Below are 22,422 nucleotides of genomic sequence, written 5' to 3' on the forward strand. Positions count from 1 at the left end.
CAACGGCATCGGGTACGGCGCAATCTGAACCTGCCGCACGACCGGCAGGACGACCTGGCGGACCGGTTGGAGACCCAGCTCGTGCGTCGGGCCGGGGAGCGTCGGGACGCCGAGTCCGATCTGCTCTTCTGGCCGCGGGCCGAGTTCGATCGCCTGCTCGCCGAGCACCCTGCCCTCACCGACGTGTACGGGCCGGACTGGGACGCACACCGGGGCCGGCTGGAGACGGAGTTGGTTCGGCTGCGGGGTGCCGGCCAGGCCGGGTTGGGCGTGTTCGGCGCGACGGTGGACGGGTTGACCGCGTTCGCCGGTCGACGCGGCGGCGACCCGGCCGACGCGGCGGTCCGGGCGGGCTACGCGGGCGAGGTGTCGGCGCGGCCCAGCGCACGGATCGCCTGGCCGCCGGAGCGCAACGACGCCTGCTGGTGCGGTTCGGGCCTCAAGTACAAGAAGGACTGCCTGCCGCGCTCGCGGAGCTGACCGCGGTGGCCATCGCGCTGCGGTGGCCGACCTGGCCCGGAGTAGCGTCCCTAACGGCTTTGACACCAATAGCCGTTAGGAGCGACTTCGTGCTGGTCATCGCGCATCTCAGTGACACCCACCTCGACAGCCACCCCCGGTCGGCCGAGCGGACCGCCCGGGTCATGGACTACCTGCACGGCCTGCCACGACCTGTCGACGCGATCCTGATCACCGGGGACATCGCCGACCACGGCGAGGTGGCCGAGTACGAGACCGCCGCGAAGCTCTTCGACTCCCCGCTGCCGGTCATGGTCTGCCCCGGCAACCACGACGTGCGCGACGCGTACCGCAAGGGTCTGCTCGGGGACGACGGCGGCGGCACCGGCCCGATCAACGCCCGCCACGACGTGGCCGGGGCGGTCTTCCTCCTCGCCGACTCCTCCGTGCCCGGCGCGGACGACGGTCACCTGGACGAGGAGACGATGGCCTGGCTCGCCGACGAGCTGGGTTCGGTGCCGGCCGGGACGCCGACGTTCATCGCCCTGCACCACCCGCCGGTGGTGCTGCACCACCCGGTCATCGACCCGATGCGGCTGCTGCCGGCCGACCCTCTGGCCGAACTCGTCGCCGCCCACCCGCAGGTCGTCGCCGTGCTCACCGGGCATTTCCACACCGCCGCCGCGAGCACCTTCGCGGGCCGTCCACTGCGGATCGCCCCGGGTGTGGTCTCCACGCTGCGGATGCCCTGGGAGGGCGACGGCCCGTTGACCACCCAGACCCAACCGCCCGGCGTCGCGTTCCACGTGTACGACGACGCCGGGCTGCTCACCACCCACTACCGGGTGGTGGTCTGAGCATGCGCGGGGTCGCGGTGCTCGGCTTCCTGCTCGCCGTCGCGCCGATCACCGCCACGCCGGGCGCGAGCCTGACCCTGGTCGTCTCGCGGGTCGCCACCGGCGGGCGGCGGCAGGGCTGGTGGGTGATCCTGGGTACGGTGACCGGGCTCTACGTGCACGCCACGCTGGCCGCTGTCGGCCTGGCCGCGCTGGTGCTCCGCTCGTCGCAGGCGTTCTGGGTGGTCAAGCTGGTCGGGGCCGGTTATCTGGTCGGGCTCGGGCTCTGGATGCTCTGGTCCGCGTCGCGCCGCCGAACGGACGCGGGACGGCGACCGACGGTTTCCGCCCGAAGGCTGCCCTGGCGGGTGGACCACCCGTACCTGCAAGGGTTGCTCGGCAACGTACTGAACCCCAAGGCCGCCGCCATCTACCTCACGTTGGCACCGCAGTTCCTCGAACCGGGCCGACCGGTGCTGGTGCCGATGGTGCTGCTCGCCACGGCGCACGCCGCGCTGCACACCTGTTGGCTCGCCGGTTGGACCGTCGTCTCCGGTGCCGCCGCCCGGTTGCTGCGCACCGCGTCGGTGCGACGAATGCTCGATCGGCTGACCGGCGTGCTCCTGGTCGGCCTCGGCGTACGCGCGGCGGCGACCTGAGCGATCGGCGGGGATGACACGCCCGCCTGGTACCGATAGCGTCCCGGTGTGGACGATCAACGTCCAGGCCGATGTGACCGGAGGAGACGCCGATGTTCGAGGAGTTCATGGGCATCCCGGCCCACCCTCTGCTGCTGCACGCCGCGGTCGTGTTCGTGCCGCTGCTGGCCCTGCTGACTGTCGGTTACGCGCTCGTCCCGCCGATCCGGCCGCACACCCGGTGGGTGTTGGGGCTACTGGCCGTGGGCGCGCCGGTCGCCGCCCTGCTGACGAAGCTCTCCGGCGATGCCTTCCTCGAGCGCATGCGCGCCGCCAACCGGGTCACTCCCGAGTTCCTCCCGACGCTTCAGACGCATCAGGATTTCGGTAACAACACGCTCTACGCCACCATCGGGCTGGCGGTCGTCGCGCTGGCACTTGTCTGGTTCGTCGCGCCGAAGGGCACCGACGCCAGCGCGGACGGACGGCCCGGTCGGCCGCTGACCCTGGCGTTGCAGGTGTTGTCGCTGGTGGCCGCCGCCGTCACCGTGTATTACGTGTTCCGCACGGGCGACTCCGGGGCGAAGGCGGTCTGGGAGGGCCAGTGACGTCGGCGGTTCATCGGCCGCTGGCCCGGTCCACGCCCCTGTGCACCCGGACGGTGCGCTCGATCAGCTGCCGCAGCACGCTCTCGTCGACGTCGTCGAGCCGCTTCAGGTAGAGGCATCCCTTTCCGGCGCGGTGCGGACCGAGCCGGACGAGGAGCGCGCCGTACCGCTCCTCGAGACCGCCGCCGGTGAGGTAGACGACGAGGTGCTGTTTGCGCGGCGAGAACCCCACCAGGGGCGCGTCGCCGCTACGCCCGCTCTCGTAGGTGTAGTGGTAGCTGCCGAAGCCGACGATGCTCGGGCCCCACATCACCGCCGGCTCCCCGGTCAGCTCGCCCATGATCGCGCGGAGCCGCCCCGCGTCGGCCCGCCTACGTTCGTCGGGGTTGCCGGCCAGGAAGTCGTCGACGCTGATCGCGGTCGGAACGGTTACCGGCTGCTTCGCTGTGGCCATGACGTGATGCTGTCACCTGCCTACGACGAGAATCGCCTCGACGGTCAGGCAACCTCGTCGCGTGTTCGCCAGGAGAGCGCCACGAGCCACCCCGAGATGAGCACCGCTCCGATGGCGAAGCGGATGCTCGCACTCCCCTCGCTCCACGGCAGGGCGGTCAGCACGAACGCGACGGCACCACTGGTGGCGCTGTAGAGCGCCCAGTTCCGGTCCCCCTGGGCGGCAAACCGTCGAGCGAGCAGCAGACCGGCCGCGATCAGCGACAGGAACGCCGTCGCGCCGCACACCGTGTGCAGGACGCTGCCCGTGCTGGCCTGCTCGGGCAGACCCGCCGGGGCGCCGGGTGGCCAGCCGAGCGCGGGATCGGGCACGAAGATCCCGCCGCCGACCATCGCCACCCCGTACACGCCGACCAGCACCGGCACCACGGTGCCGGCCCGGCCCGGTCGCAGTACCTGCCACAGGCCCAGCGCGAAGGCGACGGCCAGTACGCCGGTGCCCGCGAACGCGATGACCTGCAGCCAGCCGAGGTCACCGAGGGTGAGTGAGCTGATCGCGTGCCGGCGCAGGTCGAATCCGGATCGGGTGAACGCCTGCCCGAACGACAGGAGGGGGAACAACAGGCCGGCGACCGTGCCACAGCCCAGCAGGAAACGGGTTCGGCGCAGCGCTGTCTCGGCGACGGACGTCATGGGCGTGCCTCTCGGTGTCGGCGTCGGGGTTCACCGTCACGACGAACGAGGTGGGCCCGGATCGACACCGCGACGCAAAAAGGTGGTGCGACCCGGTCGGAGCCGGGCCGCACCACAGCGTCGACGGTCAGCCGGCGTGGTACGCCCGGATGATGGTCTGGTCGATTCCGCTACCGCCGTTGGCGGCGGCCTTCACCCGTAGCGAGACGGCCTGCCCGGAGGTGGCCGTCGGCAGCGCGACCCGGTAGCTGTCGCCGCTGCCGGTGACCCGGGCCGACTTCCAGGTGGCCCCGTCGTCCGTCGAGGTCCAGACCTGGAACGACGTCACCTTCTGCGTCTTCACACCATGCGCCTGTCGGACGGCCAGCTCGGCCGTTCCGTCGACCGGGTGGTTGTTGTGGTCCATCGGCAGCGCGTAGTCCACAGCGAGCAGCGGCAGCGGCACGCTCCCGGTCCCGTCCGGCCCGGCGGACCGGAACGTCCACGAGGTGTTTACCTTGGTGGAGATCGGCAGGATCAGGCTCGTGTCGACGTCGAGGGTCAGCCGGTAGTCGGCCACCTGCTGCGGCACTGTGAAGTTGGCGAGCGGGCGGTCCCGCTCCTCGACCAGTTTCCCGTCGCGGTACAGCGACAGCTTGCGCTTCACGCCGATCGCCTCGCCCTGAAGGCAGTCGGCCCGCTGGTGCTGGTCGGTCAGCGACACCAGGTCGAGGTGCAGGTTGCCCCTGGTCCGCGACGGCGCGGTGGCGCAGCTCCACTCGGCCCCGGCCGGGTCGTCGTACCAGTCGGAGTGCAGGGGCTGACGCGCCCAGATCTTGGTCTGCCGACTGCCCGGCTGGTAGCTGCGGGGTGCCTCGTCAGCGGCCAGCCCGCCGTAGACGCCCTGGTCGGCCCAGAGGATGTCGGGCGAGAGGTAGTCGGTCCGGTACGGCGGCAGGTTCCCCTCGTGGGTCTGGGTGACCCCCACCCCGTCGCGGGTCATGCCGGTACGGACCAGTTGGGTGAGCATCCCCGGCGAATCCGTCTGGTGGAAGCGCTCGTCGATCCGGGCGAGCTTCGCCTGCTCGGCCTTGTTCACCCGGAAGGCGGGGTCGGCCGGGACGCCGCCCGCGTACTCGTGCACGAGGTTGTAGCGGTACGGCTTGGCGGTGCCGGCGGGCGAGTCCAGGTTGACCGCCGCCCAGGTGCGCCGGGAGCCGACGGTGGGCTTGGGCAGCGCTGTGGTGCGGACGGCCGTCTTGGCCCCGTACCCGCTGATCTGGTGCCACCAGGACAGGCCGTTCGGCGTGGTCTGGACGTTGGTGAGGTCGGTCCGGGTGGGCGTGGTGGGCACCCCGTCGACAGTCGCCATCACCGGCTTGGCCCGCGCCGGGTCGAGCGTCACGCTTCGGGCAGCGCGCACGTCCAGGTCGGCCTCGGCGGCGAGCGTCGTCTCCAGCACGTCACTGTCGACGTAGTAGGCGACGGACGAGCCGAGGATCGCGTACCGGCCGGCGGGCACCCGCAGCGTGAAGGTGTCTCCGGGGGTGCCGCCCGCGCCGCCGTAGTAGATCACCGGGTCGGCGAGGTTGGTGACCATCAGGTTGATCCAGCTCTCCGCGCCGTCCTTCAGGCCCGGCATCGGCTTTGTCTGGATGGTCAGGTCGTAGCTGGGCTGCTCGACGTAGAAGCTCACCGGGGTCGTCGCGACCAGCTTGCGGCCGGAACGGGCGGTGACGGTGGCCAGGTAGAAGCCCGGCCGGGCGGCCAGCGCCGCACGGTTGACCCGCAGGGTCGCCGCGGCGGTGGCGCCGTGCTTGAGCGTCAGCCGGCTCGTCGACAGCGACGCCGTGCCGCGCGGCACCGGTTGGCCGTCGTGGTTGACGATCGACACGTCGAGGTCGAGAACGGCCGTCGACTCACCGGTCCAGCTCAGCTTCGTCTCGCTGGTCCCGGACTGCGGGTGGGCGAAGGTGCCGAGGTTGACCACCGGCTGGTTGCTGGTGGGGCCGCCGAGGGCCCGGACCGCGTTGAGCCGACCGGCGCCGACGGCGTACGGGTCGATGCCGCTGAGTGGGTCGGCGGCGCCGACGAGGGCGGCCTTGAGTCGCTCACCGCTCCAGTCCGGGTGGCGCTGGGCGAGCAGCGCGGCGGCGCCGGCCACGTGCGGGCTCGCCATCGAGGTGCCGCTGATCGCCTCGTAGTACCTGTCGATCGGGTCCTGGAGGTTGGTGCCGGCGGCCCGGGCGGCGACGATGTCGACACCGGGCGCGACCAGTTCCGGCTTGGCCACGTTGCTGGTGACCAGCGGCCCACGGCTCGTCCGGGTCGCTGCCGCCGAGGCTCATGTTGATGACGTCGGCACGGGTGGCGGCCCACTCCATGGCGGCGATGATGCCGGAGTCGTCGCCGAAGCCGTTGTCGTCGAGAACCTTGCCGATCACCAGCTTGGCGTCCGGTGCCACGCCGCGACGCTGACCGTTGGCGGCCGCGCCGGTGCCGGCGATGGTCGAGGCGACGTGCGTACCGTGGCCGTTGTGGTCGACGGCGTCACCGCCCTCGACGGTGAAGTCGGCCCGGTCGGCGACCCGGCCGACCAGGTCCGGGTGGGTGAAGTCGGCGCCGGTGTCGAGCACCGCGACCCGGACGCCCTTGCCGGTGTAGCCGGCGTTCCAGGCGTCCGGCGCGGCGATCTGGCCCAGGTTGCGGTCCAGGCCGGCGGGGCGCCCACCGCCGGTCAGGGCGGTGGCCCGGACCTTGCGGTCGAGCCAGACCTTCTTCGCGCCGGCGAGCAGCGAGTTGGTGGCGAGCTTCGCCGTGGCCGGGCTCTTCTTGGGTACGCGGCCGGCGACCGCACCGATGCTGGGCAGCGACAGCACGTCACCGAGCGCGGCCACCCGGGCGGACGCGGTGGCGGGCTGCACGATGAGCGGCAGCTCGGCTGCGTTGTCGTCGTCGTAGCCGTCGGCGATCAGCGTGGTGACGTCGAACAGGTCGGGGTCGAGGACCGAGCCGAGCTGGGATGCGACGCGGGCGGGGATGACGTGCAGGTGACCGTCGGGGCCGCAGCTCTGGTGGATCACCGCGTTCTCGTCCGCCGGCCGGATTGTGGCCTGTGGGCAGCCCGATCCGGTGTCCCGCACGGTCACCACGTCCCCGGTCAGCAGGGTGACGGTGTGCGTCTTCCCGTCAGCAGTGGCTGCGGGTGCGCCGGTCTGACCGATGTCGCTGGGTCCGGCCGTGGCGGCGCCGCCCGGTAGGGCGGTCAGCGTCGTGGCCGTGACGGCGACGGCCAACAGCCATCGCGTTTTCCTGAGCATGTCGCTCCTCGTCTAATGTGGACGAAGCCGCCTCTTCGGGCGACTTCGGCAAGATCATATGCAGGGGAACGATCTTCGGGGAGCCTTCGACGAGGAGGTTTTCACGCCCGTAACAGTGGGAGCACCCGCCGACCGAGCAGGTCGATGCCGCCGTGCGGCGTCAAGCCGTGCGGGGTGCCGAACTCCACCCGGCTGGCCCCGGCGTCGAACACCGCCGCGGCCTGCCCCGCGACGTGCTCGGGCGTGCCGGAGAAGGCGAACAGATCGAGCAGGTCGTCGCCGATCAGCGCGCCGGCGAGGTCGTCCTCCCGGCGGCCGACGTGCTGCTGGATCCGCGCCAGCAACTCCGGGTCCACCTCGATCGTCGGGTCGAGGGCGGCGACCACCGCCAGGTACATGGCCACCTCCCGGCGCGCCACCCGACGTGCCAGCGCACCGTCCTCGTCGACGACGGTGACCGCACCGAGCACGACACCCGTGCCGTCCCGGCCCGCGACCGCCGCGTCGTCCAGCCAGGCGCGCATCATCCGCGCCATCGCCGGGTTGGCCGACCCGCCGACCTTGACCTCGCCGGCGAAGCCGGCCGCTGCCCGGGCGGTCTGCCGCCCCCAGGTGCCGACCAGGACCGGCACGTCGGCACGGGTCGGCGTGTACCGCAGCGACGTGCCCGGCGCGACTGTGAACTCCCCACCCTGGAAACCGCTGTCGTCGCCGGCGAGCAGCAGCCGTACGACGGCGACCGTCTCGACGATGCGCCGGATCGGGCGGACCTGCGGCACACCGATCTCGTTGAGCCAGGTGCCCCGGGCCAGGCCCAGGTAGGCCCGACCCTGCGAGGCCAGGTCCAGTGCGGCCACCTGACCGGCCACCTCCACCGGGTGCATGGTGAACGGGTTGAGGCACGCCGCGCCCAGGCGGATCCGCCGGGTGTGCCGGGCCGCCACCAGCAGCGGGAAGATCGGCGGTTGGTACATCAGGTCACCGAAGACCGACAGCACGTCGAAGCCGTGCCGCTCGGTCAGTTCGGCCAGCTCCGCGTACTCGTCGGCGGACTTGTCGGACTGCAGGCCGATGCCGACCAGCCCAGCGCTCACGTCAGCTCCTCGGTGGGGATGCGCTGAAGGGCGGTCCGCTCGATGCGCATGATGAGCCGCTCGTCCGGGTCCGGGCAGGCGACGTGGCTGTCCCGGGCCATCCAGTCGCCCTCGGCCAGCGCCCGCTGCTTCGCCGGCAGCAGCGGCAGGCACGCGGCCAGGGCGTACAGGCAGAAGTGTTTGCCGGCGGGAATGGTGAGCCGGTTGGAGCCGGTCAGGTCGATGTGGTCGCCCGGTTTCAGGCCGCACACCGAGCGGCCCTCGATCCGCTCCACCACGACCCGCAGGTCGTACAGGTCGGTGGTGGGTTCCTCGGCGCTCATCGCACGGCCTCCGCGTGGTGGTGCACGATGCGCCAGGCGCCGTCCTCGCGGCGCAGGACGTCGGTCACCCGGAAACACTCGTCCGGCCGGGTGCCGGCGAAGCGGGCCCGCAGCACGTAGCGGACCAGACCGGTGTCGCCCCAGGCGTCGGCGCGCAGGTGTTCCGGCGCCACCGAGATCGGCGTCGACCCCGTCGCCCGGGTCGCTCGCCGGTCCCGCAGGTCGTCGAGCGCGGGCAGGCCGGACAGCAGTCCGTCGGCGTCGGACTCCCAGAACGTCAGGTCGGGGTGCAGGTGCGCGTCGAAGGCCTGCCGGTCGCCGAGGGACCGGTACAGGTCGGTGATGGTGGTGCGGAGCTCATCGCTCATCGGCTGTCACTTCCGATCGGGTACGGCGGTGCGGGTGGTCAGTGCAGGTCGGCCAGGCGGGCGCGGAGCGGATCCAGTCCCATGGGTCCGAGCGCCAACGCGGTGTGGTGGAAGCGTTTCCGGTCGAAGGCCGCACCCTCGCGGCGCTCGGCGTCCCGGCGGGCCTGCTGCCACAGCCGCGCGCCGACCTTGAAGGCCAGGGCCTGCGCCGGCCAGCCCAGATACCTGTCGACCTCGAAGCGCGCGGTCTCGGCGTCCAGGCCGGCGACCCGGGTGAGGACGTCCACCGCGAGCGCTGGCGTCCAGTGGCGCTCCTCGGTGAACCCGTTGCCGGCCGGGATCGGCAGCCTCAGGTGCAGACCCAGGTCGATGACCACCCGGGCGGCCCGCCACATCTGACCGTCGAGCATGCCGAGTCGCTCGGCCGGGCCGGCGTACAGGCCGATCTCGTCGGCGAGGCGCTCGGCGTAGTGCGCCCACCCCTCGGCGTACCCGTGCACCTGGCAGAGGGTGCGCTGCCACGGGTGCAGGGCGGCGGTGGTGAGGGTGAAGGCGTGCTGGAGGTGGTGGCCGGGCAGCCCTTCGTGGCAGAGCGTGCCGACGTGCCGCCACACCGGCACCGTCGACTCGCCAGTGGGCACCGACCACCAGATCGCGCCGGGACGCGTCAACGCCGGGTCGGGAGGCGTGTAGTACATGACCCCGGACGTGGCGGGGCTGATCCGGCACACCACCTGACGGGTGGCGGGCGGGATGTCGAAGTGGGTGCCGTCGAGGGCCTGGGTCAGCTGCTCGGTGCGCTGGCGCAGCCACTCCTCCAGGGCAGGCCCGGCCGCCACCCGACCGGCCGGGTCGGCGTCCAGGGCCGCCCGCGCGGCGGCCACCCGCGAGTGGCCCAGCTCGCCCGCGACGGTCCGCAGCTCGGCGGCGGTGCGGTCCAACTCCGCCCAGCCGTACTCGTACACCTCGTCGAGGTCGACGCTCGCACCGAGGAAACTGCGGGCAGTTACCCGGTACAGGTCGCCGCCGACACCATCCACGTTGGACGCCGTAGGTCCCAGCTCGGCGTGGAGGAACGCGGCGAAACCGGCGGTGGCGGCGGTCGCCAGCCGCACACCCAATTGCAGCTGCGCGGCGAGCGGGCCGCCGGAGTAACCGTCCACCAGCCGCCCGTAGAAGTCCGCGCGGGTCCAGGCCGTGCACTGGTCGGCGACCACGAGCACCTGCCGGCGGGCAACCAACTGTCCGCGCTGCGCCGACCGACGCAGCGTCTCGGCGTACCGGGCGAGGGCCTCGGGCACCTGGCGCAGGTGGTCGGCGACCACCGCCCAGTCGTCCTCGGTGTGCCGGGGCAGATTGTCGAAGAGCTGCCGGAGCAGGTGCACCGGCGTGGCCAGTGGGGCGAGCAGCCGGGTGGTGAAGCCCGCGTCGTGCAGGTCGACCTCACTGGCCAGCCGGTCGAGCAGGGCATCGGCCAGGGACCGCTCGCCGGGGTCGTGCGTGGTCGCCGCGGCGGCGGCCGTCGCGGTGCGTCGGGCCAGCTCGGCGCGGGCGTCGAAGCCCTCCGGTGAGAGATCCGGGACGTGCGACACGGGTGTACGCCCCACCGCCTCGGCCGCCTGGGGGTCCAGCTCGGCGAGCGCGTCGAGGTACCCGTCGGCGACCTGGGTGATGCTGCTCATCGCGGTACGCCGAGCCGGCCGTGGTCGTCGCGGTACGCCACCCCGCCCTTCAGCACCGCGTGCAGGGTGCGCAACGCGGAGACCGAGCGGGTCGGGTCGTCGCGCAGCACCAGCAGGTCGGCGTGCTTGCCGGCCTCGACGGTGCCGAGGGTGTCGGCCCGACCCAGCCACTGCGCGGGGCGGGTGGTGGCGGCCTTGAGCGCGTCCGCGACGGGCATCCCCGCGTCCACCATGAACTCCAGTTCGCGGATGGTCGCGGTGGTCTCGTCGTAGCCGGCGTGCGGGGGCATGTCGCTGCCCAGGGCGATCGGCACGCCGTTGCGGATGGCGTGCTGGAGGCTCTCCCAGTGCCGGGGGCCGGCCGCGAGGGCCCGGTCCATCAGCCAGCCGGGCACCCCGGAGTCGCGGAAGAACTGCTCGCAACGGCTCACCACGATCGTCGGCACGTACCAGACACCCCGCTCGGCCATCAGTCGGGTGACGTCGTCGGTCAGCTCGTACCCGTGCTCGACGCAGTCGAGGCCCAGCTCGACGGCGCGGCGGACCGAGTCGGCCGGGCCGGCGTGCGCGGTGACCTTGCGCCCCCAGTCGTGCGCGACACGGATGACCGCTGCCATCTCGTCGTCGAGCAGCTGCGGGGTGTCGATCGCCTCGTGCTGCCCGGCGATCCCGCCGGAGATGCAGACCTTGATCAGGTCGGCGCCGGCGCGAAGCTGCTCACGGGTGGCCCGACGGAACCCGTCCGCGCCGTCGGCCTCCAGGGCGTCGGCCTCCCAGCCGTGCCCGCCAGTGCAGCAGAGCGCGTGCCCCGCTGTGAAGATGCGCGGGCCGTCGACCGCGCCGGCCTCGATCCCCCGGCGCAGGGCGAAGTCGGCGTACCGGCTCTCCCCGACGAGGCGGGCGGTGGTGACACCGGAGTGCAGGGTGCGCCGGGCCGAGTCGGCCATCAGCAGCACCAGCTCGGCCAGGTTCGCGCCGTGCACCGTGTCGGCGAGGTGGCCGGGCAGCCCCAGCGACAGGTGGACGTGCATGTTGGTCAGACCCGGCATGACGTGCTCGCCGCCCAGGTCGACCACCCGGGCTGCGCCGGCCTCGGCGAGGACGTCGTCGACCTGACCGACGGCACGGATCATCCCGTCGGCGTCGATCCAGATGCCGCGATCCGGTTGGAGGGCGTCCTGGACACCGTCGTAGAGGGCGAGGTTGACCAGGACCTGTTCGGTGGGCATGCGCATGGGGCGTCCTCAGAGTGAGCGCGCGGCGGTCGGGACCGTTGCGGAGTCGGTGAGCCAGCAGGCGACGCTGCGGCCGCCCAGGTCGACGGTGGGCGGCTGCTCCCCGCAGGGCGCGAACGCGTGCGGGCAGCGGGGCCGGAAACGGCACCCGGTGGGCGCGTTGGCCGGGTCGGGCACCTCCCCGGCGAGGATGGCGGGCAGGCGCGGGGTGGGCCCGATCTGCGGCACCGCGTCGATCAACGCCCGGGTGTACGGGTGTCGGGGCTCGCGCCACAGCTCGCGGGTGGGTGCGGCCTCGACGATCCGGCCCAGGTACATCACGGCGGTCACGTCGGCGATCTCGTGCACCAGCGCCAGGTCGTGGGAGATGAAGAGCATGCCCATGTCGAGGTCGCGGACCAGCCCGACGAGCAGGTTGACCACCTGGGCCTGGGACGAGGCGTCCAGCGCGGTGACCGGCTCGTCCGCGATGATCATCCGGGGTTCCGGGGCGAGCGCGCGGGCGATCGCCAGGCGCTGCCGCTGACCACCGGAGAACTGGTGCGGATACCGCTGGGCGGCGCTGGTCGGCATGGCCACCCGTTCGAGCAGCTCGTGCACCCGGGCTCGGCGGGCCGACCCGGTGACCGCGGCCGGCACGCCGTCGAGGAGCTGGGAGCCGATGGTGCGCCGGGGGTTCAGCGAGGCGTACGGGTTCTGGAAGACCATCTGGAGGCCGACCTCGGCACCGGAGCGGGGCAGCCAGCCCAGCGGGGTGACCGGTCGGCCGGCGTACTCGACGGCGCCGGCGCTCGGTGCGCTGAGCCCGACCGCGACGCGGGCGAGTGTGGACTTGCCGCACCCGGACTCGCCGACCAGCCCGACGATCTGGCCGGGTGACACCTCCAGGCTGACCCCGGCGACGGCCCGCACCCGGCCACGCCCTCGGGATCGGTACTCGACCTCGACGTCGGTGAAGGACAGTCGCGCGGGCGCGGTGGTGTTCACGCCGCCACCTCCAGGTGCGGACGGACCACGCAGGCCACCGACCGGTCGGCTCCGACGGGGGTGAGCGGGGGCGGGGCCTCGCCGCAGGACGGTTCGGCGTACCCGCAGCGGGGTTGGAACGGGCACCCCGGCGGCGCCTCGCCGGGTGCCGGCGGGGCGCCCGGGATGGGCCGCAACGTCCCGCCGGTCTGGGTGCCGTGCGGTCGGGCGCCGAGCAACGCGGCCGTGTACGGGTGGTTGGGGGCGGTGAGCAGGCCGCCCGTCGGGCCGGTCTCGACGACCCGCCCGGCGTAGAAGATGTAGCCACGGGTGGTGAGGGCGCTGAGCACCCCGAGGTCGTGGGTGATGAACGCGACGGCCAGCCCGGTCTCGGCGCGCAGCCGTTCCAGCAGGGCGAGGATGCCGGCCTGCACCGTGACGTCGAGGGCGGTCGTCGGTTCGTCGGCGATCAGCAGTCGGGGCCGGGCGGCCAGCGCGATGGCGATGGCCACCCGCTGCCGCATTCCGCCGGAGAACTGGTGCGGGTACGCGCGCAGCGCCCGCTCCGGGTCCGGGATGCGAACCTGGTCGAGCAGCTCCACCGCGCGGCGGCCGGCAGCTCGACGGTCCATCCGCAGGTGCACCCGCATGTGCTCGGTGAGCTGCCGCCCGACCGTGAGCATCGGGTGCAGGGCCGCGCTCGGGTCCTGGAAGACCATGGCGATGCCGGCGCCACGGACCCGCTGCCAGCCCCGGGCGTCCAGGCTCAGCAGTTCGGTGCCGGCGTACCGGGCGGAGCCGGTGACCGCCGCCCCCGGGGGCAGGAGCCCGAGCAGGGTCTGCGCGGTGAGGCTCTTGCCGCAGCCGCTCTCCCCCGCGATGCCGACCAGCTCACCCTCGTCGACTGTCAACGACACGTCGTGCAGGATCGGCAGCGGGCCACGCGGTGAGGGCAGGGTGACGGCCAGGGAGTCGACGTCGAGCAGCGGTGCCACCTCAGCGTCCCTTCGTGTAGCGGGGGTCGAGCCGGTCGCGCAGCGCGTCGCCGAGCACGTTGAAGGCCATCACCACGGTGAGGATGGCGAGACCGGGGAACACGCTGACCCACCACATCGACAGGTCCTGCGCGCCGAGGGCCACCATCGAGCCCCACTCGGCGGCCGGTGGGCGCGGGCCCAGGCCGAGGAACGACAGGGCGGCGAGCAGCAGCACCGCGTTGCCCAGCTCCAGGGTGGCCAGCACGATCGCCGGGCCGATGCTGTTGGGCAGCACGTCGCGGCGCAACGCGCGGATCGGCCCGACGCCGAGCAGGCGGGCGGCGTTGAGGTAGTCGTCGCCGCGCATGCTCAGCACGGCGCTGCGGATGACCCGGGCGTAGACCGGCCAGGAGACGATGACCAGGGCCAGCACGGCGTTGCGGGTGTTCGGGCCGAACGCCGCCGTCACCGCCATGGCCAGGATGATCTGCGGGAACGCGAACACCAGGTCGGTCAGGCGCATCAGCGCCTCGTCGACGAACCGGCCGACGTATCCGGCGACCAGCCCGAGCAGCCCGCCGACCAGCAGGGCCAGCGAGACGATCGCCAGGGCCAGCGGGATGGACAGGCGGGCGCCGTGGACGACCCGGCTGAGGATGTCACGGCCGAGCGAGTCGGTGCCGAACCAGTGCGCCCCGGACGGCGACGCGTACGTGTCGGCGCTCTGCGCCAGCGGGTCGTACGGCGCGAGAACGTCGGCGAGCAACGCCAGCAGCAACCATCCACCGAGGATGGTCAACGCCACCACGGTGATCGGCTGACGCCAGACCGGTCGGCTGGCCGAGCCGCCGCGCAGTCGGCCGAGCCAGCGGCGTCGGCCCAGGGCCCGCTCCGCCTTCGGGTCTGCAAGTGTCGTCATGACAACCGGATCCTCGGATCGATGAGCCCGTACAGCAGGTCGACGGTCAGGTTGACCAGCGTGTAGACAAGTGCCACGAAGAGGCTGACGCCGAGGATCGCGGGCAGGTCCAGCGCCGTGGCGCTGCGGTACGCGTACTGGCCGACGCCGGGCCAGCCGAAGATGCTCTCGACCAGCACCGTCCCGGAGAGCAGCGAGGCGAACGCCAGGCCGGAGACGGTGACCACCGGGACGAGGCCGGCGCGCAGCAGGTGCCGGCGCAGCACCACCCGGGTCGGCAGACCCTTGGCGTACGCGGCCCGGATGTAGTCCTGCTGGAGCACCTCGAGCATCGCCGAGCGGACGAAGCGGACCAGCATCGCCACCGTCAGCGAGGTCAGCACGAGCACCGGCAGGGACAGGTGCTGGGCGGCGTCCCAGGCGACGTCCCACTGCCCCGCGAGCGCCCCGTCGACCGTGTACATGCCGGTGACGGTGGGCGGTGGGCTGAAGTCTGTGGAGAGTCGTCCGCCGCTGGGGGCCAGGCCGAGCTGGTAGAAGAAGACGTAGAGCACGACCAGGGACAGCCAGAACGGCGGGGTGGAGAGCCCGAGCAGGGCGCCGACCCGGACCAGTTGGTCGGTGAACCGGCCGTTGCGGACCGCCGCGAGCATGCCGACCCCGGTGCCGATGAGCAGCGCCAGCACCATGCTCGGCAGGGCCAGTTCCAGGGTCGCCGGCACGTAGTGCAGCAGGTCGTCCAGGACGGCCCGCCCGGTCTGCTGGGAGTGGCCCAGGTCGCCGTGCAGCAGGTTGCCCAGGTAGTGCAGGTACTGGGCCCAGAGCGGCTGGTCCAGGCCCCACTTCTCGCGGAAGGCGGCCACCGCGGCGGGGTCGTTGAGCGCCTGGTCGGAGAGGTTGGCGGTGACCGGGTCACCGGGGACCACGTTGACCAGACCGAACGTCACCACAGTGACGCCGAGCAGCAGGCCGGCGGTGACCGCCACCCGCTTGGCCAGGAAGGTGAGCAGCGGGTGGGCACCCCGGGGCCGGGACGCGGTCGTGGCGACCGCGCCCGGCTCACCGTCGTGGACTGTCGTCATGTCGTCGGGACTACTTGCGGCCGACCGCGGCGACGTCCACCTGCCAACCGGCGGCGGTGTAGTCCGCTCCGGTCAGGTCTGTGGTCGCCACGACGATGGAGGAGTTGCTGGCCAGCACGAGGTACGGCGAGGACGCGTTCATCAGCCGCTGCCACTCCTGCATGGCGGTGGCCCGACCGGCCAGGTCGAGGGTCGCGGTGACCTTCTTGCCGGCGGCCACCACGGCCGGGTCGGCCCGCTCGACCGTCCAGCCGGAGCGCAGCGCGGTCGCCTGACCCGGTGCCATGTTGTTGATCAGTGAGTCGGCGACCGGGTAGTTCAGGCTCTGCGGGGTGAATCCGAGAGGTGACTTCCCGCCGCGCATCTCGTCGAGGAACGTGGTCAGCGGCTGCGGGTTGAGTTCCAGCTTGATGCCGGCCTCGGCGGCGTCGCCCTGCACCTTGGTGGCCACAGTGCCGAGGTCCACACCCTTGTAGGTGATGGCCGGGTAGGTGAACTTCACCGTCGGGTTGGTCAGGCCGGCCTCGGTGAGCAGCGCCTTGGCCTTGGCCACGTCCCGCTTGGACTCCTCGCCGGCCGGCAGCGCGCCCGGGAAGGCGGGAGCGACCAGCCCGGCGCCGGGGGCGGCGCCCTTGCCGTACAGGGCAGCGATGCCCTGGTAGTCGATGGCGGCGCGCAGGGCCTGGTTGAACTTCGGGTTCGAGGTGACCGCCGAGACGCCCGGGTCGGCGTTGAGGAAGAGGAAGTAGACGGTGTCCTGCACGCCGGAGGTCTGCAGGCTGCCCGACAGTCCGTCGAGGAGCTTGCCGGAGATGTCCAGGGAGATCTCGGCGGCCTCGGCGCGCTGCATGGTCAGCTTCTGGGTCTGCACGTCCATGTTGCGCAGCACCACCCGGGAGAACTGCGGCTTCGTTCCCCAGTACTTCGGGTTGGCCTCCAACACCACCTGCGACGAGGGGTCGTAGGACTTCAGCACGTACGGGCCGCTGCCGACGGAGTTGGTGTCCAGGTACTGCTGCGCGGTGTCGCCCTGGGCGGCGTCGGCGCCGTCGCGGGCACCGTGCTCCTTGGCAACCTTGGAGTTGAGCACCGCTGTCGACGGCATCGACAGCACCACCGGGATGTTCGGATCGGGGGTGGCCGAGGCGACCACGACTGTGCTGTCGTCGGTCTTGGTCACGGTCAGGCCGCTGACGGTGACCGCGGGGCTGCCCTTGATGTTCTTCAGCCGGTTGAGCGAGAAGACGACGTCGTCGGCGGTGAGCGGGCTGCCGTCGGCGAACGTCACGCCCTGCCGGAGCTTGAAGGTGAACGTCGTGGCGTCCGGCGACGCCTGGTACGACTCGGCCAGCGCGGGGACCGGCTTACTCACGTCCGAACCCTTGAAGGTGAGCAGGGTGTCGTAGAGGGCGTGCACGGCGGTCAGACCGGTTGCCTCGTAGACCCGGCCGGGGTCGAGGGTCTTGAGCACGAACGAGGTGTTCACGGTGAGGGTCTTGGCCGTACCGCTCGCGTTTCCACCACTGCCGCCGGCGCTACAGGCGCTGACGGAGAGGACGGCCAGCGTCGCCAGAGCGGACGCTCCGGCGAGGAGCCGGCGGGGAGACACCGACATGCTGTTCCTACCTTCGTATCGCGCGGCCCGCTGTGCGGGATCCGCGGGGCGTCGACGTCCGGCGCGCGACACCACGCATCGGCCGGGCCGATGGGATGACGGCGTCGCGGGCTTCTCGGGGGCGTCGTCTCGGGGTTGGATGTAGACCGGGCGGCAGGCGTCCGGTTCGCGCCTCGATGCGGTTTGTTCACCTGAGTTGAACATTGCCGCCCGATGTTTAGTGATCCTAAACATGGCCGTATAGTTTGGTCAATCAAGATTCAGCCACACTGTATTTGGAACGAGGACACATGCTCGGTGACCGACTCCGCGACCTGCGTCAGCAGCACTCCCTCACGCTGCGTCAGCTCGCCACAGCCGCCGACGTGTCCCCCGCCCTGCTCAGCCAGATCGAGAACGGCGCGACCGACCCCAGCCTCTCCACCCTGCGGAAGCTCGCCCAGGTCTTCGACACCTCGATCGCGGAACTGTTCTCCGAGCCCGAGGCGCCACCGGTGCACGTCAGCCGCGTCGGCGCCCGGACCAGGCTGGCCGCGCCACCCGGCCAGATCACCTACGAACGACTCACCCCCGGTCGCGGCGACCTGGAGGTGCTCCAGGCCCACCTCGCACCCGGCGACGCCAGCTCCGCCGAACCGTGGGCGCACCCGTCGACCGAATGCGCGATCGTCATCACCGGGGAGGTCGTCGCCGAGATCGGCGGTGAGTCGTACACCCTCACCGCCGGCGAGTCGGTCACCTTCGACTCTCGCCTCGCGCACCTCTACCGCAACGCCAGCGACCAGCGCGCCCACCTGATCATCGCGGTGACGCCGCCGACTCCCTGACCCACCACGGTGGACAGCCGAGGGGATCGACGGGACGCCGCGGCGGACCTAGCATGACCACGAATGGATCTTCGAGATCGGCCCTGCCGACCCCCGGCAACCAGCCCAACCGAAGGGAGACGCGCATGCGTCGACCCCGTCATCTGGTACTCCTGAGCGTCGGCGTGTCCGGCGCCCTGGTCCTCGGCGCAGCACCACCCGCGGCTGCCGCTCCGCCCACGCCCACCACGCCCACCGGCATCGTGGTCAGCGACGGCATGACCCAACCCGTGTTCTCGCTCGCCGACGCGATCGAGGAGCGGGTGTTCGTCCAGACCCCGGTGGACACCGACCACGACGGTCGACCCGACCGGGTGGCGATCGACATCTCCCGCCCCCGCGAGACCGCCACGCAGGGCTTCAAGGTGCCTGTCATCTTCGAGCACAGCCCGTACCGCAAGGGCACCTGGGGTGACGTGCCGTACCCGAGCGTGCTGGTCGACGACCTGCCGCAGAACGGCCTGACCGACCGCGACGGGCGGCGCGCCCTCGACGCCGGCGCACAGCGGGCCCAGGCCAAGGCCAACCTGCCCGGCTCGCTGGACGACTACTACGTGCCCCGCGGATACGCGGTGGTGCTCGGCCAGAGCGTCGGCACCGGCGACTCGGACGGCTGCCCGACCAGCGGGGACCAGGCCGAGACGCTCGGCACCAAGGCGGTCATCGACTGGCTCAACGGCCGGGCCAAGGGGTACGACGCGAACGGCGCCCCGGTCACCGCCGGCTGGACCACCGGCGCGGTCGGCATGACCGGTGTCTCCTACAACGGGACGCTGCCCAACCAGGTGGCCACCACTGGCGTCAAGGGGCTCAAGACCATCGTGCCGGTCTCCGCGATCAGCAGCTGGTACGACTACTACCGGGCCAACGGTCTGGTGGTCGCGCCCGGAACGTTCCAGGGTGAGGACCTCGACATCCTGGCCCAGTACACCGCCGGGCAGGCCCGCGCCGAAGGGCAGTGCGCCGACGAGCTCGCCGAGATCACCGCGAAGCAGGACCGGGTCACCGGCGACTACTCGACGTTCTGGCGCGACCGGGACTACCTCGACGCCCGCGACGTCAAGGCCAGCGTCTTCGTCGTACACGGCCTCAACGACTGGAACGTGAAGACCGAACACTTCGCCGGCTGGTGGGACCAGCTCGCCAAGCGCGACGTCCCCCGCAAGATCTGGCTGCACCAGGGCGGCCACGGTGGTCCGGGCAGCAACGCGTCGGTGACCCTGCCCAGCGGCCAGACGTGGACGTACAAGCAGACCGAGAACCGCTGGTTCGACTTCTGGCTGTGGAACGTTCGCAACGGCATCATGGACGAGCCGACGGCGGTGCTCCAGCGCGAGGACCGCGCCTACGCCACGTACGCCAACTGGCCCGACCCGGTGGCGCGGGAGGTCGGCCTGCGCTTCGCGGCCACCGACACCACCGCACCCGGCGCGCTCACCACCGGCAAGCCACCGAAGGCCAAGGTCGAGCAGCGCTTCGTCGACGAGGGCCGGACCATCCACCCGGACACCCTGGTGTCCAACCCGGACACCGCGAGCGCCAACCGACTCGCCTACCGCTCCCCCGAGCTGACGCAGAGCGTGCGCATCTCCGGGCGTCCGGAGATGCGACTGCGGATGGCTATCGACAACAAGCCGGACGCGAACCTCACCGCGTACCTGGTCGACTACGGCCCGGCCGGGTCGACCGCCGCCCCGACAGTGGTGACGCGAGGGTGGATGGACCCGCAGAACCGCAAGAGCGCCGCGCGCACCGAGCCGGTCAAGCAGGGCAAGCTGTACGACTACCGGTGGACCATGGAGCCGAAGGACTACATCTTCCCGGCGGGACACCGGATCGGCGTGGTCGTCTTCTCCAGCGACCAGGAGTACACCCTGCTGCCGTTGGGTGGCACCGAACTGCGGGTCGCACCGAACGACAGCGAACTGCGACTGCCGGTCGTCGGCGGGCGGAACGTCCTCGGGTTCTGATTTCATCTCCGCGCTCCCGGGTGGGGCAGTCCGGCACGTTCGGGCTGCCTCATCCACTCGGCTTTCATGAGGTCGGGATATCCCCGGCACCCAGACACCGCGATTTCCAGGAACCCGAGTGGATCACGGCCGTCCTGGCTCCCGTGTCGGGTTCGCCCCGGGTGAGCGGGGTGGGCGGGTTGTCTGGTTTGTGCGGCGGTGTCGGGTGGTCCAGGCCACCCCGACGGCGGAATCGAGGGCCCGGCGGGGTCGTTATACCTGGCAGGCCACCGCGACCGTCCCGGTCGTGGGGCGTGGCAGCCGCCGGGAACATCCGCCGGGCCGCCCCGGTTACATCCCCCGCAACGCCCGAGCAGGTCCCCCGGATCGCCGGCGTTGCCGTGAACCTCCCCCGCACCACCACCACCCACCCCCGAGTGTGGTGCGGGCACCCCCGATGCAGAGGAGCACGCCATCATGCGTACCGATCTGATCCGTAAGACCGCCCTGACCGCCGCCGGCCTCGCCTTCACCGGCGGCGCCATCGCCGGACCGGTGACCGCCGCGTACGCCGCGTCGGATGCCAAGCCGGCCACCCAGACGCAGAGCGACCGTAAGCCCGCCGGTGAGCGTCAGCTCGGTGTGCGCTACGAGGCCCAGCCGAACTTCTACTACTGCGGCCCGGCCGCCACGCGTAACGCCCTGTCCGTGCAGGGCAAGGAGATCAGCGTGGACGCCATGGCCAAGGAGATGGGCACCACCGAGGCCGGCACCAACTCCATCAACGACATCACCCCGGTGCTGAACAAGGAGACCGGTAAGACCAACGCCTACCGGTCCGTGGAAATCAGCACCCCGGATGCCGACGCCAAGCAGACCGACCGGCTGCGCGCCGACATCGTCCGCACCGTCGACGACGGCCGGGCCGTGGTCGCCAACATCGCCGGCACCAGCGTCGACACCGACGGCGGCGTGCACTCCTTCGAGGGCGGGCACTACATCAGCGTCGTGGGTTACCGCGACGGCGGGAACGTGGTGAAGATCGCCGACTCCGCCGATGCGAACACCGCCTCCTACGAGGTCACCGTCGAGCACCTCGCCGACTGGATCGCCACCCGCGGCTACGCCACCAGCTGACCCAGCACAACACCGAAGGGCCGGACCCCACCACGGGGCCCGGCCCTTCGTCGTCATTTCCACCAACTGCGGCACGTATTGACAATTGTCGACTTCGGCGTGAGGCTGGGGGGCAGTGAGAGCGCTCTCTCGCACCGGCCCCAACCGGCCACCACCCAGTCTGGCCAGGCACAACTCCGATGCCTTCGGCGGCGGCGCCGGAGCTGTCCCTGACCCGTCCCCCGACAGGAGTCACGAGATGGACAGGGCCGCACCCCTCTCCGGCATCCCCCGCCGACTGCGCCTCGCCACGGCGATCGGCGCCCTGCTGGTGCTACTCGGCACGTACCTGGTGTCCACCACCAACCGGGCCGACGCCGCCCCCGGCCGAGCCGGCGCCGACTTCGGCGCCAACGCCATCCGGGTCGCCGAGTTCCCCGCCGACTGCACCTACAGCCACCGGCTGCCGGACGACCCGATCGTCTTCCCCGGGCTGCCCGGGGCGTCGCACATGCACAGCTTCTTCGGCAGCACTGTGACGAACGCCAGGACCACCCTTCCCGACCTGGTCAACTCGCCCACCACCTGCAACCCGCAGGTGGACGTCTCGTCGTACTGGGTGCCGACCCTGTACCGGGACAACGTCCCCGTTGAGCCGGCGATCGCCACGTTCTACTACCTGGGCGAGGGCGTCCGCGCCGACGTCGTCGCGAACACCCAGCCGTTCCCGCTCGGGCTGCGGCTCGTCGCCGGCAACGCGAAGGCCACCGGGCCGAACGACAGCATCGCCCGCTGGTCCTGCCTGCACGCCGGGCACGTGCCGCCGTCGAAGGACTTCGTCAACTGCCCGTCCGGCACGATGCTGGAGTCGTACCTGGACTTCCCGCAGTGCTGGAACGGCCGTGACCTCGACTCGCCGGACCACAAGAGCCACCTGGCGTACCCGGTGAACCAGGCCTGCCCGAGCACCCACCCGGTGCACGTGCCGAAGTTGCGCCAGGTGCTTCGGTACCCGGTCACCGGTGACCCGTCGCGGTTCCGGCTGGCCTCCGGGCCGGGCTACACGATGCACGGCGACTTCTTCAACGCCTGGCCGGTGGCGGAGCTGGCCCGCCGCGTCCAGGACTGCATCCGTCCCGTCATCAAGTGCGGTCACGACGGCCGACCGATCTGATTGACAGCTCCACACCACTGCGGCGGGTCCGGTCACCCGGGCCCGCCGCCCTGGTCGGGAAGGAAGATCG

Annotated in this window: 21 protein-coding genes and 1 pseudogene; 8 read left to right on the forward strand and 14 right to left on the reverse strand. The window is 71.8% G+C overall.

Annotated elements, in window-relative coordinates; translation table 11 throughout:
- The 4 genes from KBX08_RS27845 to KBX08_RS27860 form a co-directional block, all read left to right on the forward strand.
- Positions 1 to 480, forward strand: a 480-nt coding sequence (locus KBX08_RS27845; protein ID WP_210786291.1) for an SEC-C domain-containing protein, incomplete at its 5' end; no start/stop codon positions are given.
- A gap of 89 nt (positions 481 to 569) precedes the next feature.
- Positions 570 to 1,316 carry a metallophosphoesterase gene (locus KBX08_RS27850; RefSeq protein ID WP_210786292.1) on the forward strand — a complete coding sequence of 249 codons (747 nt, stop codon included), beginning with the start codon at positions 570 to 572 and terminating at the stop codon, positions 1,314 to 1,316.
- Positions 1,317 to 1,318: 2 nt separating this feature from the next.
- Positions 1,319 to 1,954 (forward strand): LysE family translocator, encoded by a 636-nt coding sequence (locus KBX08_RS27855; protein WP_210786293.1) that lies wholly within the window; start codon positions 1,319 to 1,321, stop codon positions 1,952 to 1,954.
- A 92-nt stretch (positions 1,955 to 2,046) separates the two neighbouring features.
- Positions 2,047 to 2,541, forward strand: coding sequence for a DUF2231 domain-containing protein (locus KBX08_RS27860; protein ID WP_210786294.1), 495 nt, complete (start codon positions 2,047 to 2,049; stop codon positions 2,539 to 2,541).
- 10 nt (positions 2,542 to 2,551) lie between these two features.
- Here KBX08_RS27860 and KBX08_RS27865 read toward each other — a convergent pair whose 3' ends face one another.
- The 14 genes and pseudogenes from KBX08_RS27865 to KBX08_RS27925 all read right to left on the reverse strand — a co-directional run bounded on the left by KBX08_RS27865 (position 2,552) and on the right by KBX08_RS27925 (position 17,247).
- Positions 2,552 to 2,995 carry a DUF1801 domain-containing protein gene (locus KBX08_RS27865; RefSeq protein ID WP_210786295.1) on the reverse strand — a complete coding sequence of 148 codons (444 nt, stop codon included), beginning with the start codon at positions 2,993 to 2,995 and terminating at the stop codon, positions 2,552 to 2,554.
- Positions 2,996 to 3,039: 44 nt separating this feature from the next.
- Positions 3,040 to 3,687 carry a DUF998 domain-containing protein gene (locus KBX08_RS27870; RefSeq protein ID WP_210786296.1) on the reverse strand — a complete coding sequence of 216 codons (648 nt, stop codon included), beginning with the start codon at positions 3,685 to 3,687 and terminating at the stop codon, positions 3,040 to 3,042.
- Between the two features lie 127 nt (positions 3,688 to 3,814).
- Positions 3,815 to 5,959 (reverse strand): S8 family serine peptidase, encoded by a 2,145-nt coding sequence (locus KBX08_RS27875; RefSeq protein ID WP_307850669.1) that lies wholly within the window; start codon positions 5,957 to 5,959, stop codon positions 3,815 to 3,817.
- A 91-nt stretch (positions 5,960 to 6,050) separates the two neighbouring features.
- Positions 6,051 to 6,986 (reverse strand): annotated as a pseudogene (locus KBX08_RS34095) (S8 family serine peptidase); the annotation flags it as partial.
- A gap of 101 nt (positions 6,987 to 7,087) precedes the next feature.
- Entirely contained in the window at positions 7,088 to 8,080 is a 993-nt protein-coding gene (locus KBX08_RS27880; protein WP_210786297.1) for an LLM class flavin-dependent oxidoreductase, read from the reverse strand.
- Positions 8,077 to 8,403: a TIGR04076 family protein gene (locus tag KBX08_RS27885; RefSeq protein WP_210786298.1), complete on the reverse strand. Its 327-nt coding sequence runs from the start codon at positions 8,401 to 8,403 to the stop codon at positions 8,077 to 8,079. The genes KBX08_RS27880 and KBX08_RS27885 overlap by 4 nt, the downstream gene beginning before the upstream one ends.
- Positions 8,400 to 8,771, reverse strand: coding sequence for a nuclear transport factor 2 family protein (locus KBX08_RS27890; protein ID WP_210786299.1), 372 nt, complete (start codon positions 8,769 to 8,771; stop codon positions 8,400 to 8,402). Before KBX08_RS27890 ends, KBX08_RS27885 begins: the two co-directional genes overlap by 4 nt.
- 38 nt (positions 8,772 to 8,809) lie before the next feature.
- The gene (locus KBX08_RS27895; RefSeq protein ID WP_210786300.1) at positions 8,810 to 10,453 is read right to left on the reverse strand and encodes a DUF885 domain-containing protein; all 1,644 of its coding nucleotides are present in this window, start codon (positions 10,451 to 10,453) and stop codon (positions 8,810 to 8,812) included.
- A complete protein-coding gene (locus KBX08_RS27900; protein WP_210786301.1) occupies positions 10,450 to 11,688 on the reverse strand; it encodes an amidohydrolase family protein in 1,239 nt (412 codons plus the stop codon). Before KBX08_RS27900 ends, KBX08_RS27895 begins: the two co-directional genes overlap by 4 nt.
- A 9-nt stretch (positions 11,689 to 11,697) precedes the next feature.
- Complete coding sequence (locus KBX08_RS27905; RefSeq protein ID WP_307850670.1) at positions 11,698 to 12,675, reverse strand: ABC transporter ATP-binding protein; 978 nt, start codon at positions 12,673 to 12,675, stop codon at positions 11,698 to 11,700.
- Positions 12,672 to 13,649 carry an ABC transporter ATP-binding protein gene (locus tag KBX08_RS27910; RefSeq protein WP_210786302.1) on the reverse strand — a complete coding sequence of 326 codons (978 nt, stop codon included), beginning with the start codon at positions 13,647 to 13,649 and terminating at the stop codon, positions 12,672 to 12,674. The genes KBX08_RS27905 and KBX08_RS27910 overlap by 4 nt, the downstream gene beginning before the upstream one ends.
- A gap of 1 nt (position 13,650) precedes the next feature.
- Complete coding sequence (locus KBX08_RS27915; protein ID WP_210786303.1) at positions 13,651 to 14,550, reverse strand: ABC transporter permease; 900 nt, start codon at positions 14,548 to 14,550, stop codon at positions 13,651 to 13,653.
- Entirely contained in the window at positions 14,547 to 15,632 is a 1,086-nt protein-coding gene (locus KBX08_RS27920; protein ID WP_210786304.1) for an ABC transporter permease, read from the reverse strand. The genes KBX08_RS27915 and KBX08_RS27920 overlap by 4 nt, the downstream gene beginning before the upstream one ends.
- A 10-nt stretch (positions 15,633 to 15,642) precedes the next feature.
- The gene (locus tag KBX08_RS27925; protein ID WP_210786305.1) at positions 15,643 to 17,247 is read right to left on the reverse strand and encodes an ABC transporter substrate-binding protein; all 1,605 of its coding nucleotides are present in this window, start codon (positions 17,245 to 17,247) and stop codon (positions 15,643 to 15,645) included.
- A 290-nt stretch (positions 17,248 to 17,537) separates the two neighbouring features.
- On the opposite strand from KBX08_RS27925, the gene KBX08_RS27930 reads away from it, so the two are divergent.
- The 4 genes from KBX08_RS27930 to KBX08_RS27945 all read left to right on the forward strand — a co-directional run bounded on the left by KBX08_RS27930 (position 17,538) and on the right by KBX08_RS27945 (position 22,352).
- A complete protein-coding gene (locus KBX08_RS27930; RefSeq protein WP_124772961.1) occupies positions 17,538 to 18,074 on the forward strand; it encodes a helix-turn-helix domain-containing protein in 537 nt (178 codons plus the stop codon).
- Between the two features lie 125 nt (positions 18,075 to 18,199).
- A complete protein-coding gene (locus KBX08_RS27935; protein ID WP_210786306.1) occupies positions 18,200 to 20,083 on the forward strand; it encodes a Xaa-Pro dipeptidyl-peptidase in 1,884 nt (627 codons plus the stop codon).
- Positions 20,084 to 20,539: 456 nt separating this feature from the next.
- A complete protein-coding gene (locus KBX08_RS27940) occupies positions 20,540 to 21,199 on the forward strand; it encodes a C39 family peptidase (protein ID WP_210785009.1) in 660 nt (219 codons plus the stop codon).
- Between the two features lie 238 nt (positions 21,200 to 21,437).
- Entirely contained in the window at positions 21,438 to 22,352 is a 915-nt protein-coding gene (locus KBX08_RS27945) for a DUF1996 domain-containing protein (protein WP_210786307.1), read from the forward strand.
- The last annotated feature ends 70 nt before the right edge of the window (positions 22,353 to 22,422 follow it).

The organism is Micromonospora sp. H61 (assembly GCF_018070325.1).
Taxonomy (GTDB): Bacteria; Actinomycetota; Actinomycetes; order Mycobacteriales; family Micromonosporaceae; genus Micromonospora; species Micromonospora salmantinae.